Source organism: Streptomyces sp. MJM8645, assembly GCF_001625365.1.
Classification (GTDB): Bacteria; Actinomycetota; Actinomycetes; order Streptomycetales; family Streptomycetaceae; genus Kitasatospora.
Map to the genome: position 1 here is coordinate 855,188 of NZ_LJJF01000001.1, position 13,696 is coordinate 868,883.

A 13,696-nucleotide genomic window follows, 5' to 3' on the forward strand; every position below is an offset into this window, starting at 1 on the left:
GGGGCCGGCCTGGCGTGGTGGTGGACGGGTCCGGGGGCGGAGGCCGTCAGCAGAGGACCTGGAACGGGCGGACGTCGGCGGCCGCGTCGAGGGCCGGCCGGTCGTTGGGGACCACCGGGCGCCCGCACGAGACGAAGAGGTCGTCGTAGCGCTCCCGCGACCGCTCGCGGTAGTCGGCGGCGGAGCGGGCCAGCATCTTGACGACCTCCTCCGCGAGCATCAACTGGTACTGGCAGGACTCGGTGTTGAGGACGTTCACGTCGCCCGAGGCCACGTGGTTCTCCTGCCGGCAGCCCCCGCCGCACAGGTAGCGGGCCCAGCAGGACCCGCACACCCGGTGCTCGTCGACGGTGCGCCGCCACTCGGGGTGCTCCCGGGTGAGGCCCTCGGCCCCGGTGCCCACGTCGAAGCCCTGGTCACCGACCAGGCGGTGGCAGGGGCTGACGCTGCCGTCCGGGGAGTGCGTGTAGTACGTCCGGCCGCCCGAGCAGAACGCCAGCGCCGCCGCGCCCTCGGTGACCATCTGCACGGCCCGCTCGTACTCCAGCACGCCCTTGAACCGGTTGTCGGGGGCGAACAGCCGCGGGTAGTGGACCAGGAAGTCCTTGAACTGCTCCACGATGCCGGGCTGGAGGAAGTGGTTGATGTACTGGATGCCCTTCGGCTCGGACAGCTTCCGGTCCCCCAGCGTGAGGGCGATCGGCACCGTCGTGCCCTGCTCCACCGGGTAGACGCCCGGATAGATCTGGAAGTAGTCGAAGAGGTCGAGCCCCCACAGGTCGAGCACGCTCTCGGTGAGGCTGGGCTGCGCCGTCGCGATGGTCATCCGGGCCACCAGGGTGACGTCGTCGCCGCACGCCTCGCGCAGCCGGAACAGGTTGCGGATGATCCGGTCGTAGGAGCCCTTCCCGTTCTTGGACGGGCGGTTGGCGTCCTGGACCTCGCGGCCGCCGTCGATCGAGACCGAGACGATGAACCGGTGGTCGCGGAACAACTCCTCGACACCCTGGGGCATCAGGGTGAGGTTGGTCGAGATCCGGTGGACGAACTCGGTGCCCGAGCGCCCGGTGAGGTCGCGGGCGCGTTCGCAGATCTTGCGGATCACCGTGAAGTTCGCCAGCGGCTCCCCGCCGAAGAACTCGAAGCGGACCCGCTGCCCGGGCGCGGCGTAGCGGTGGATGAAGTCGAAGATCCAGGCGATCGAGTGCTCGCCCATCGCCTCGGTGATCCGGCCGTAGTCCCCGCCCTCGGCGAAGCAATACGTGCAGGCGAGGTTGCACACGTTCGTCAGGTTGACGTTGACCGCGAAGTCGGCGCCGTCGGAGAGCGCGCTCTCCCGGAGCCGGATGCGGTTGGCCTCCCGGCCGGTGGCGGCGCCGGCCTGCAGCCGCTCCCACGCCCGCCGCTCGTCCAGCCGCAGGTGGTCGACGCCGGAGGCCAGCCGCTCGGCGGTGTCCGCCGGGGCGAGCAGCAGCCGGTGGCTCCCGGTGATGAGGACGGCCGACAGGTCGTCGCTGAACGGCAGGACGCGGTAGTCGGTCCCGTGCCGCATCGGACCCGCCTGCTCCGTCGTGCTCGCGGGCCCGGTCATGACCTGGCGCGGGGCTGGAAGAGCGGCAGCGGCGAGACGTCCTCGTTCAGCGTTCCGGCGGAGGCCTCCACGGTCGGGAAGTGCGCGCGGTCGAAGACCTGGTGGAGGCTGGAGGTGCACTGCGGCGGTACGGCCACCTGGACGCCGACCTCGCCCGCCGTGCTCTTGGCCGCGATGTACCGGAAGCTCTCCTGCGGGGCCAGGTCGATGACCTGCCAGCCCTGGTCGGCGGCCGGGTCCCCGTAGCGGCGGTGGTAGGCCCGCACCGGCGCGGCGGAGGTGTTGCGCACCTGGACGTGCAGGGCGCGGACGTCGCCGTGCCAGTCGAAGCGGGCCAGGTCCAGGCCCTCGGCGGCGGGGAGTTCCGGCACCCGGGCGCGCGGGCGGGCGTCGGGCAGCAGGACGATCGGCGAGCGGGCGCCGCAGCCGATGCAGGCGCCGGCCGCGTCCAGGCCGACCAGGTCGGCGTTCAGGCCGTAGCGGGTGATCTGGAGCTGCCCGCACCGGTGGCACCAGGTGTTGGTCGACTCCGTGTCGTACACGTTCCCCAGGTAGACGTGGTTGAGCCCCATGTCCATGGCGACCTTGCGGGCCCGTTCCAGCCGGTCGACGGGGGTGCGGATGGTGTTGGTCATCTTGTAGTCCGGGTGGAAGCGCACGAAGTGCGTGGGCACGTCGGGACTGAGCCGCTCGCCGACGAACCTCGCCATGTCCCGGGCGGTCGCCTCGTCGTCGCTGAGGTCGGTGACCATCAGCGTGGAGACCTCGACGTGCTTCCCGGCCCGGAACACCTGCTCGGTGCCCTCCAGGACCGGTTCCAGCCAGCCCTTGGTGATCTTCCGGTAGTACTTCGGGTCCAGGGACTTGATCGACACCGAGAAGATGTCGATCACCGGGATCAGTTCCTCGATCGCCTCGCCGCTGATGAAGAACGCGGACTTGTAGAGGTTGACGATTCCCGCCGCCTTGGCGAGGGCGGCCGTCTCCACGACGAACTCGTGCCACACCACCGGGTCGTTGTAGGTCCAGGAGATCACCTTCACGCCGTGCCGGACGGCGATGTCCACGACCTCCTCGGGCGTGTAGTGGTAGACGTCCTTGTCCTCCACGTGGCGCGCCTGCGACGTCTTCCAGTTGTGGCAGTAGTCGCAGTTGAGCATGCAGCCGACGTTCCCCATCGAGAGGATCCGGGCGCCGGGCGCGTAGTGGAACACCGCCTCGGTCTCGATGGTCTCCTCGGTGGCGTGGACCGAGCGCCCGTAGTTCAGGGTCACCAGGCGGCCGTCCCGGTTGGCCCGGACCATGCAGAATCCGTGCTGGCCGGGGCGGATCCGGCAGTTCCGGGGGCTGAGATGACATCGGACCACGCCGTCGTCCAGGCGTTCCTCCAGCCTGGCGGGGCGCGGTTCCTTGTCCCAGGTGTTCTGCGACATGGCTGTTCCTTCCGTGCGGTGGTACGGACACGGTGGTACGGAGGCGGTGGTGCGGCGGCGACGGGTCGGGGCCGGACGGATCGGGGCCGGACGGGTAGATCCCGGACGGCCCGGCGCGGTCGTCCGCACCGGGCGGGCCCTCCGGATCAGGCCGTCGCCGGAGGAGGTGCGGTCACGTGCGCGGGGCACGCCGGGACGGGGCGCGCCGGGGCGGCGCGGTCGGGCAACCCGAATTCCCGCACTGCAGTGCGGAATTCGACATCGGCCCGCCCGTACATCCGCCCGTACATCCGCCCGTGGTCCGGAACCCCACTGTCCCGGTTTCTCGCTTTCACCGGGCGGGCCGGTTCCGCGCGGGTTTCCGCGGTCACGAACGTCAAGCGGATCTCACTTTCCCTCATGACGAAGCCACTGCTGAGAAAAACGCCTCGCGAAGAGGCCGAAGCGGAGCGGGAGTTCGGTGAGAAATTCGCCAACTGCGATGAGCTTCGGCGTATGGGCTCCCGCCTGTCAAGAAGTCCGCGTGCCGCCCGATCCGGCCAACACCTCGAAGCGGACAGCGCCCTCCGGTCGCAGCGGGGCGCAGGTTAGGCAAGCCTCACAAACGGTGATCTCGCGCCTGCCCAGCGGGTTCCCGGGCCGGGGAACGGCGGGGGCCGATCCGGCGGGGCGGCGCGGCCGGGATCGCCCGATGTGGGAGGAGGGCCGAAAATCGCCGCCGGTCGGCGGAATACCTGCTGTCACAGAGCCGATCGGCCGCCCCACCCGCCGCTCGCCGAGCACCGGTAAAGGCGGTCCCGAGGGGGGGCGTGTGGAGCGGCCGGGGCAACGAGGGGGCGGCTGTTGGGAATTCAGGGGGCGGTGGGGCCGGACGGGGAGAGGATCCGGGAGAGGCCGAAATCGAAGCGCTCGGTGAAGGCGGCGTCCTCCATGTGCGGGACGACCCGGGCGAGCGCCGGGTAGTCGCCGGCGGCGAGGGCCGGGCCGAGGGTGTGCACGCCGCCCTGGGCGGCCAGGGCCTGCTCCTCCTGGGTCAGGCCGAGGGTCAGGTACTGGATGGTCCAGAACACCCAGGACGCGCGGCGCTCGTCCAGGCCGCCGTCGAGGAGCGCGGCGATCATCGCGTCGGCGAAGCGCAGGGTGCCGGGCTCGGCGGCATAGGTGCCGGCGACGATGACCGCGCCGTCGCGGTGGGCCAGCAGGCACCGGCGGTAGCGGTGGGCGAGTTCGCGGGCCCGCTCGTGCCAGGGCGCGGGCAGGTCGTCGAGCGGGATCTCGCCGACGATCGCGTCCGCCATGAGTTCCAGCAGGCGGCCCTTGGTCTTGGCGTGCCAGAGCACGGTGTTCATCCGGACGCCGAGCCGTTCGGCGACGCCGCGCACGGAGACGGCGGCGGCGCCCTTGTCGTCCAGCAGGTCGAGGGCGGCGCGGACCACCGTGTCGGCGTCGAGTCGGGTCCGGGGGGCATCCGGGGCTTGCTTCTTGGTCACTGACCTAGTCTACTGGAGCCAAGTCATTGGTCACTGACCAAGAGAGGGATGAGTCATGGAACAGGTCGTCATCGCCGGCGGGGGCCCGGTCGGGCTCTGGCTCGCCGCCGAACTCCGGCTGCAGGGCATCGAGGTCACCGTGCTGGAGAGCCGCGCCGAACCCGACCCGCACTCGCGGGCCACCACCGTGCACCCGCGCACCCTGGAACTGCTGGCCTCCCGCGGCCTGGTGGAGCCCTTCCTCGCCGAGGGCGTCCGCATCCCCGGCGGGCACTTCGCCGCCCTGCCGCCCCGGCTGGACTTCAGCCGGCTGGACACGCCGTACCCGTTCACGCTCGCGCTCCCCCAGGTGCGCACCGAGGAGCTGCTGGCCGAACACCTCCGCTCGACCGGCGCCCGGCTGCTGCGCGGACACCGCGTCACCGGGCTGGACCAGGGCGACGACGCGGTCACCATCCACGTCCACGGCCCGGACGGCCCCTACCGGCTGCGCACCGCCTACCTGGTCGGCTGCGACGGCACCCGCAGCACCGTGCGCGAGGCGGCGGGCATCGGCTTCCCCGGCACCCCGGCCACCGCCTGGGCCTGGATGGCGGACGCCGTGCTCGACGCACCGCCGCGCTGGCGCTCCGTCTCCAACGAGCAGGGCACCGTGATGGTCTTCCCGCTGCCCAGCGGGGTGCACCGGGTGGTCGGCAACGACACGGCGACCGTCCACACCAAGCCCGGCCCGCTGACCTTCGAGCAGCTGCGCGCCAAGGTCCGCGGGATCACCGGGACGGACTTCGGGATGCGCGAGGCCGGCTGGATCTCCACCTTCGGCAACGCCTCCCGCCAGGCCGACCGGTACCGGCACGGGCGGGTCCTGGTGGCGGGCGACGCCGCGCACTCGCACTTCCCGGCCGGCGGGCCCGGACTCAACGTCGGCATGCAGGACGCCGCCAACCTCGGCTGGAAGCTCGCCCGCACCATCACCGGCGCCGCCCCCTACGGCCTGCTCGACAGCTACCACGCCGAGCGCCACCCGGTCGGCGTGGAGCTGCTGCGCTCCACCCACGCCCAGTCCGGGCTGATGACCGACCACTCGCCGACGACGCTGGCCCTGCGCGGTCTGCTCGCCGAACTCATCACCGGCGTCGACGAGTTCTCGGACGAACTGGCCGGTCGCGCGGCCGGCCTCGCGACCGCCTACCCGGCCGACCCCGGCAGCGGGGCGCACCCGCTGACCGGCTCCCGGGCGCCGGACCTGAGGCTCGCCGGGCCCGCGGACGGCAACGGCCTGTTCACGCTGATGCGAGGAGGCCGCCACGTCCTGCTCGACCTCACCGGCCGGGCCGGCGCCGAGTTCGCCGCCCTCGCCCACGCCACCAGCCCGGGCGTCACCGTGCACAGCGCGCCGCTCGGCACGTCACGGCCCGCCTGGCGCGGTGTCACCGCCGCCCTGGTCCGGCCCGACGGGCACCTGGCCTGGCTCACCGAGGAACAGCACCTCCCCGCACTGGTCAAGGCCGCCCACACGGCCGTCACGGCGACGACCGCCCACCCTTCCGCCGCGGTCCCTCTACGCTGAGGACCGGTCGGCCCACGGGCGCCCCCTCCGGAGCCCCGAGGGCCGGCGGCAGCCGCTCGCGCAGGTCCGCGGCGCCCGCCCCGCCGACCTGATACCGCTCACCACCACACCGGCCACCCGCCGAACCCGCACCGGAGGCGCCCGATGACCACCCTCCACCTCGGCGTCGACGCCGGCGGCAGCCACACCCGCGCCGTCCTCCTGGACGCCGCGGGCGCCGTCCGGGGCCGCGGCGAGAGCCCCGGCGCCAACCCCGCCGGAGAGGGCCCGGAGCCGGCGCTCGACCGGCTGGCGGCGGCGGTCACGGCCGCCCTCGACGGGCGCGGCCCGGGCCGGATCGCCGCCTGCCTGATCGGCCTCGCCGGGTACCGCTCCCTACCGGACCCGGACGCGTTCGCCGAGCGCTGCCGGGCCGCCCTCGGCCTCCGCCACCCGGTGCGGCTCGTCCCCGACACCGTCCCGGCCCTGGCCTCCGGCGGCGTCACCGACGGCCACGGCACCGTCCTGATCGCGGGCACCGGCGCGATCTGCGTCCGGCTCGCCGGTGCCCGCACGCTCGCGCGCGGCGGCGGGCTCGGCTGGCTGCTCGGCGACGAGGGCGGCGGCTTCTGGCTCGGCCGCGAGGCCCTGCGCCACGCCCACGCCGACCCGGCCGGCCCGCTCGGCACCGCCGTCCGCGCCCGCTGCGCCGCCGACTCCCCCGAAGCCCTGCTCCACTGGGCCTACGCCGGCCCGCCCCGCCGGCTCGCCACCCTCGCCCCGCTGGTCTCCCGGCTCGCCGCGCAGGGAGACCCGGCCGCCCGCGCCATCGCCGACACCGCCGCCGACCACCTGGCCGGCCTCGTCCGCGCCACCGCCGCCCCCGCCGAACCGCTGGTCCTCACCGGCTCGGTGGCCACCGCCCCCGGTCCGATCCGCGAGCGCCTCCACCACCTCCTCGCCGACCTCCACCCCCGCCTCCCCCGCACCGACGCCGCCACCGCCGCCGCCCACCTCGCCACCCGCCTCGCCGCCGGGCGGTAGGCGGTAGGCCGTAAGCGGTAGACGGTCCCGACGGATCACCAACTCCACTGCACCCCACCGGAAATGGCATGCACGCCACTAGCCAACCGGTCAGTAACGCCCCTACCGTCGAGCTCCCGTGGCTTCGACGGAGGAGCTCCCCTTGCGCCTACGCCCCCACCCCCTGCGCTTCCCGGCCGCCGCCGCAGCGTCGGCCCTGCTCGTCACCGCCGCCCTGACCACCACCCCCACCGCCGCCGCCCCCGCCGCCCCGACCGCCACCGCGGCCGACTACTGCGGCGGCCACTGCCGGGACATCCTGCCGCCCGGCGAGAACGGCAACGCCACGCTCGCCGAGATCCTGCTCAACCGGATGTTCGGCAGCCGCCCCGCCCACACCGACGACCAGCTCGGCCCGTACGCCGCCCTCGCCTCCGGCTACCCGGGCCTGACCGAGGCCAAGCTGCGCGACTTCTTCAACGACGCCTCCTTCGGCGTCCCCGCCGACCAGGTGGCCAGCACCATCAGCCCGCGCGCCGACGTCACCATCGTCCGCGACAAGGCCACCGGCGTCCCGCACATCACCGGCACCACCCGCTACGGCACCGAGTACGGCGCGGGCTACGCCGCCGCCCAGGACCGGCTGTGGGTGATGGACCTGTTCCGGCACGTGGGCCGCGGCCAGCTGTCCGGCTTCGCCGGCGGCGCCGCCGCCAACCGCCAGCTGGAGCAGAACTTCTGGCAGGCCGCGCCGTACACCGAGGCGGAACTGCAGCAGCAGATCGACGCCCTGTCGGCCCGCGGCGGCCGGGCCGCCCAGGCCCTCACCGACGCGAACGCCTACCTCGACGGCATCAACCAGTACGCCAAGGAGTCCTACAACGCCCGCACCTTCCCCGGCGAGTACGACCTGACCGGGCACATCGACCCGATCACCAACGCCGGGTCGATCGAGCCGTTCAAGCTGACCGACCTGGTCGCCCTGGCCTCCGTGGTCGGCGCCCTGTTCGGCTCCGGCGGCGGCGGTGAACTCGCCTCCGCCCAGGTCAAGTCGGCCGCCGAGGCCCGCTACGGCAAGGACGCCGGGGACGCGGTCTGGAAGTCGCTGCGCGAGGCCGACGACCCGGAGGCCGTCCAGACCCTGCACGACGGCCAGCGCTTCCCCTACGCCCCGGTCCCCGACGCCCCGCAGGGCGAGGCGCTGCCCGACCCCGGCTCGGTGGTGCCCGAGCGGATGATCTACGACGCCACCGGCACGGGCGCCGGCGCCGCGAGGACCGCCGCCCCGGGCGTGCTGCCCGGCAACCTGCTCACCGCCAAGCACGGCATGTCCAACGCGCTGCTGGTCTCCGGCGCCCACACCGACGACGGCCACCCGGTCGCCGTGTTCGGCCCGCAGACCGGCTACTTCGCCCCGCAGCTGCTGATGCTGGAGGAGATCCAGGGCCCCGGCATCAGCGCACGCGGCGCGGCCTTCGCCGGCCTGAGCTTCTACGTGCAGCTCGGCCGCGGCCAGGACTACGCCTGGAGCGCCACCTCCGCCGGGCAGGACATCACCGACACCTACGCCGTCCCGCTCTGCACCACCGACGGCTCCCCGGCCACCACCGCCGCCAACTCCTACCTCTGGCACGGCCAGTGCGTCCCCTTCGACCGGCTGGAACGCAAGAACACCTGGAACCCGACCACCGCCGACTCCACCGCCGCCGGCTCCTACACCCTGGTGATGTACCGCAGCAGGTACGGCCTGGTGACCGCCCGCGGCACGGTCGGCGGCGCCCCCGTGGCCTTCACCTCGCTGCGCTCCACCTACCGGCACGAGGCGGACTCCATCATCGGCTTCCAGGAGCTCAACGACCCCGGCGCGGTGCACGACGCGGCGGGCTTCCAGCAGGCCGCGCAGGACATCAACTACACCTTCAACTGGTTCTACGCCGACTCCCGCGACATCGCGTACTACAACTCCGGCAGCAACCCCGTACGCGCCCCCGGGGTCGACGCCGGCCTGCCGCTGCGCGCCGAACCGGCCTACGAGTGGGCCGACTTCGACCCCGCGACCAACACCGCCCGGTACACCCCGGCGGCCGAGCACCCGCAGTCCGTCAACCAGGACTACTACATCTCCTGGAACAACAAGCAGGCCGACGGCTTCACCTCGGCCGGGTTCGGCAACGGCTCGGTGCACCGCGGCAACCTGCTCGACGACCGGGTCAAGACGCTGCTGCGCAACGGTGGCAAGGCGAGCCGGGTCTCGCTCACCCAGGCCATGGCCGGCGCCGCCCTGGCCGACCTGCGCGCCGAGGACGTCCTGCCGGACCTGATCCGGGTGCTGCGCAGCGCCCCCGTCACCGATCCGGCCGCCGCCACCGCGCTCCAGCAGCTGGAGGCCTGGCTGGCCGGCGGCGCCCAGCGGAAGGAGACATCTCCGGGCAGCCACGGCTACGCGGACGCCGCCGCGATCCGCGTCCTGGACGCCTGGTGGCCGCTGGTCGCGGAGGGCGTCATGCGGCCCGGCCTCGGGGACCAGCTGTTCGCGGCCCTGACCGGCGCCCTGCAGATCAACGAGTCGCCCTCCGGCGGCCAGACCGGTCCCGGCAGCGGCGGCCCCGTGAGTGCCAACGAGGCGATCCCGCACAAGGGTTCGGCCTTCCAGTACGGCTGGTGGAGCTACCTGGACAAGGACCTGCGGTCCGTCCTGGGCGACCAGGTGGCCGGCCCGCTGGCCCGCCCGTACTGCGGCGGGGGCGATCTGGCGGCCTGCCGGGGCGTGCTGCTGGACACCCTGAAGCGGGCGGCCGCCCAGACCCCGGCCCAGGTCTACCCGGGCGACGCGGACTGCTCCGCCGGCGACCAGTGGTGCGCCGACACGATCATCCAGCGCCCGCTCGGCGGTGTCACGGACGACAAGACCACCTGGCAGAACCGTCCGACCTACCAGCAGGTGGTGCAGTTCCCGAGCCACCGCTGAACCCATGCCGCTGTCTTCCACCCGGGCGGGGCACCCGCGTGGAAGACAGCGGCCCGGGCCCGACGGGCGGGGACGGGGCGCAGCACCTAGCGTGGTCCGGGGCGACCGGGGCGGCACCGCCGCCGAGGTCGGCGACCCCCGATCCCCGCAGAGGCCCCACACAGGCCCAGGAGGTAAGCCGACCATGACCGTCTCCCTGTCCGATCTCACCGGGGACTACGTCCTCGACCCCGCCCACACCCGGATCGGCTTCGTGGCGCGCCACGCCATGGTGACCAAGGTCCGCGGCTCCTTCACCGCCTTCGAGGGCAGCGCCCACCTGGACGGCGCCGACCCGGGCCGTTCCACCGCCCGGGTGACGATCCGGACCGACAGCATCGACACCGGCGTCGAGCAGCGCGACCAGCACCTGCGCACCAACGACTTCCTGGACGTGCCGAAGTTCCCGACCATCGCCTTCGCCACGACGGCAATCGAGCCGCGCGGGGACGGCGAGTTCCGGGTGACGGGCGACCTCACCGTCAAGGACGTCACCCGCCCGGTCACCATCGACGTCGAGTACACCGGCAACGCCGTCGACCCCCAGGGCAACCTGCGGGTGGGCCTGGAGGGTTCGGTGACGATCAGCCGCAAGGACTTCGGGGTGACCTGGAACGCGGCCCTGGAGAGCGGCGGCGTCCTGGTCGGCGACAAGGTCGTCCTGGAGTTCGACGTCTCGGCCGTCCGGCAGGGCCAGTAGCGGCCGCAGGAACCCCTGAGGCCCGCCATCCCCCGCCCGCCATCCCCCGCCCACCGGGCCCCGAAATCCGCCGGACCGGGCGCCGCAGGTCCGGTTAGGCTCCTGACATGGCGACAGACGGCTCCCTCGCAACCGGCCAGCGCTCCCTCGGCGATCCCACCCTCGACTACCCGTTGTGGCCCCCGCTCACCGCGGGCTGTCCCCGCACCGGCACCGAGGACGTGTCCTACCCCGTCGAGGTCGACTACGCCTACCTCAAGGCCGACGCGGCCGCCCTGTTCGCCCCGGGGGCGGACGCCGGGGCGCCGCGCGGCGGGCTGGAGCGGTGGGCCCCCCTGTTGCCGCCGCTGCTCGCGCCGGGCCTGGGCGAGGGCGGCACGCCGCTGGTCGAGCTCGAACCCGGGGTGTACGTCAAGGACGAGGCCCGCAACCCGACCTGGAGCCACAAGGACCGGCTGAACCGCTGCACCACCAGCGCCGCCGTGGGCGTCGGCGCGCCCGGGATCGCGGTGGCCTCCTCCGGCAACCACGGCGCGTCCGCCGCCGCCTACGCCGCCCGGGCCGGGCTGCGCTGCGTGGTGTTCACCGGGCCCGACTTGCCGCCGGCCGTCGACGCGTTCCTCAACGCCTACGGCGCCGTCGTGCTGCCGGTGCCGTGGGAGGCCCGCTGGCCGCTGCTGCGGCAGGTCGTGGACCGGCTGGGCCTGCACCCGGTCAGCAACCTCACCACCACCCACACCGGCCACGCCTACGGCCCCGAGGGCTACAAGACGGTGGCGTACGAGATCTTCCGGGACATCGGCGTGCCCGCCGCGGTGTTCGTGCCCACCGGCTACGGGGAGCTGCTCTTCGGCGTCTGGAAGGGCTTCAGCGAACTGCACCGGCTCGGCCTGGCCGACCGGGTGCCGCGCATCGTCGCCTGCGAGTCCGCGTCCGGCGCGCCGCTCGCCCTGGCCGTCCGCCAGGGCCTGCCGGCGGCCCGGGTGACGGTGGGGCCGAGCGAGGCGTACTCGATCGCCTCCCCGGTCGGCGGTTACCGGGGCGTGGTCGCGGTCCGCGAGAGCGGCGGCCGGGTGCTGACCCTGGACGACGGCCAACTCGCGGCCGCCCAGGCCGAACTGGCCCGCTCCGGGCTCTGGACGGAGCTGTCCGCGGCGGCCGGGCTCGCGGGGCTGCGCAGCCTCGGCGGCGTCGAGGGCCTCGGGGAGGCCGAGGGGCCGGTGGTGTGCGTGTCGACGTCCAGCGGTTTCAAGGACCGGGGCGTCGGCGCGCGGTCGACCGCGCCGGTCGCCCCGGAGTGGGACGAGGTCCGCCGCCGGCTGCACACGGCCGGAATCCGAGGCTAGCGGGCTTCCGCGCCAACTCCCCCCCGCCGTTGGAGGCCTGCTGTTCGCCGTCCGGTTCTCCGGCGTAGGGTTGGCGTTCGCCGCGGCCGCCCAGGCTGGTCCGGATCCGCACCGCCCCCGCTCCTCCCCGTGCGTCGAAGGGCTGTCACCGTGTTCCGTTCCCCCCGCCGTCTGCTGCCGCTGGCCGTCGCCGTCGCGGCGGTGCCCGTACTCGCCCTGCCGGTCGTCCCGGCCTCCGCGGCCTCGTACGGCACTCCGACGATCACCTTCTCGGCCGGCTACCTGTCCGGCGCGGTCGGCGCCACCGGCGACCCGACGGTGTCCGTGGCGGTGGCGCAGAGCGGGGCCGCGGCCTCGGCGCTGACCGTCGCCGCCTCGGCGAGCACCCGCAGCGCCGTCGCGCGGACCGGCGACGTGGCGGTGACGGGCACCGGCGGCACCCGCACCCTGGCGGTCGCCGCGCAGGGCGTCGGCTACACCGACCTCACCATCAAGGTGACCGGCCTGGGCGGCAAGACCGCGACCCGCACCCTGCACTACGCGGCCTCCCCCGCCGTCCAGTTCCCGGCCGCCAGCCGCTACCTGACCGGTTCCAGCGACGCCTCCGCCGCGGTGGACGCGGGCGGCGGCTACATCCTGGTCGGCGACGACGAGTCCAACGTGCTGCGGCTGTACGACCGCAACGCCTCCGGCGCGCCGGTCCGCACCTGGGACTTCAGCTCCGCGCTCGGCGTCTCCAAGGAGATCGACATCGAGGCCGCGGCCCGGGTCGGCGACACGATCTACTGGACGGGCTCGCTCGGCAACAACAAGGACGGCAAGGTCAAGCCGGACCGGCACACCGTGTTCACCACGAAGGTCACCGGCTCGGGCGCCAACACCCAGCTGTCGCTAACCGGTTCGTACCACGGCCTGCGCGACGACCTGATCGCCTGGGACGGCGCCCACGGCGACCGCTACGGCTTCGCGGCGGGCGCGGCGGACGGCCAGGCGCCCAAGCAGATCGACGGATTCAACGTCGAGGGGCTGGAGTTCGCCCCGGGCAGCACCACCACCGCGTACATCGGCTTCCGCGCGCCGCTGACCCCGGCGGTCACCGGCGGCCGCGCGCTGCTCGTCCCCGTCACCAACCTCCCGTCGCTGCTGTCCGGTTCGGCCTCGCACGCGACCTTCGGCGAGCCGGTCGAGCTGGACCTCGGCGGGCTCTCCATCCGCGACCTGCGCCGCAACGACCTCGGCCAGTACCTGATCGTGGCCGGCTCCTGGTCCGCCGAGGACAACTCCGCCCCGTACGCCCTCTACCGCTGGAACGGGCAGCCGGGCTCCCAGCCGGTCAAGCTGGTCGACCTGCCGACCACCGACGCCGGCGCCTGGGAGGCCGTCCCGGACGTGCCGAACCTGGACGCCCCCGGCGCCCGGGCCCAGCTGATCACCGACGACGGCTCCGCCGACCTGTACGGCGACGGCACCGCCGCCAAGGACCTCGCCCAGCCGGAGTGGAAGAAGTCCCGCTCCACCTGGTTCACCCTGAACTGACCTGCGCCCGGCCGGGGCGGG

At 73.8% G+C, this 13,696-nt stretch carries 9 protein-coding genes; 6 read left to right on the forward strand and 3 right to left on the reverse strand.

Going from position 1 to position 13,696, the window contains the following annotated elements; genetic code table 11:
• Positions 1–46: 46 nt before the first annotated feature.
• The 3 genes from A6F73_RS03365 to A6F73_RS03375 all read right to left on the reverse strand — a co-directional run bounded on the left by A6F73_RS03365 (position 47) and on the right by A6F73_RS03375 (position 4,514).
• Positions 47–1,552, reverse strand: a complete 1,506-nt coding sequence (locus A6F73_RS03365; protein ID WP_063346371.1) for a radical SAM protein — start codon at positions 1,550–1,552, stop codon at positions 47–49.
• A 35-nt stretch (positions 1,553–1,587) separates the two neighbouring features.
• Positions 1,588–3,024: an AmmeMemoRadiSam system radical SAM enzyme gene (gene amrS / locus A6F73_RS03370; RefSeq protein WP_063346372.1), complete on the reverse strand. Its 1,437-nt coding sequence runs from the start codon at positions 3,022–3,024 to the stop codon at positions 1,588–1,590.
• Between the two features lie 851 nt (positions 3,025–3,875).
• On the reverse strand, positions 3,876–4,514 hold the full coding sequence (locus A6F73_RS03375; protein ID WP_063346373.1) for a TetR/AcrR family transcriptional regulator C-terminal domain-containing protein: 639 nt from the start codon (positions 4,512–4,514) through the stop codon (positions 3,876–3,878).
• 55 nt (positions 4,515–4,569) lie between these two features.
• On the opposite strand from A6F73_RS03375, the gene A6F73_RS03380 reads away from it, so the two are divergent.
• From A6F73_RS03380 to A6F73_RS03405, 6 genes are all read left to right on the forward strand, one after another.
• Complete coding sequence (locus tag A6F73_RS03380) at positions 4,570–6,084, forward strand: FAD-dependent monooxygenase (protein WP_063346374.1); 1,515 nt, start codon at positions 4,570–4,572, stop codon at positions 6,082–6,084.
• 144 nt (positions 6,085–6,228) lie between these two features.
• Entirely contained in the window at positions 6,229–7,107 is an 879-nt protein-coding gene (locus tag A6F73_RS03385) for a BadF/BadG/BcrA/BcrD ATPase family protein (protein ID WP_063346375.1), read from the forward strand.
• A gap of 214 nt (positions 7,108–7,321) precedes the next feature.
• Positions 7,322–10,054, forward strand: a complete 2,733-nt coding sequence (locus tag A6F73_RS03390; RefSeq protein WP_244293577.1) for a penicillin acylase family protein — start codon at positions 7,322–7,324, stop codon at positions 10,052–10,054.
• A 184-nt stretch (positions 10,055–10,238) separates the two neighbouring features.
• A complete protein-coding gene (locus A6F73_RS03395) occupies positions 10,239–10,793 on the forward strand; it encodes a YceI family protein (RefSeq protein WP_063346377.1) in 555 nt (184 codons plus the stop codon).
• 107 nt (positions 10,794–10,900) lie between these two features.
• Positions 10,901–12,139 (forward strand): pyridoxal-phosphate dependent enzyme, encoded by a 1,239-nt coding sequence (locus A6F73_RS03400; RefSeq protein ID WP_063346378.1) that lies wholly within the window; start codon positions 10,901–10,903, stop codon positions 12,137–12,139.
• A gap of 180 nt (positions 12,140–12,319) precedes the next feature.
• Positions 12,320–13,675 (forward strand): hypothetical protein, encoded by a 1,356-nt coding sequence (locus A6F73_RS03405; protein ID WP_208869146.1) that lies wholly within the window; start codon positions 12,320–12,322, stop codon positions 13,673–13,675.
• The last annotated feature ends 21 nt before the right edge of the window (positions 13,676–13,696 follow it).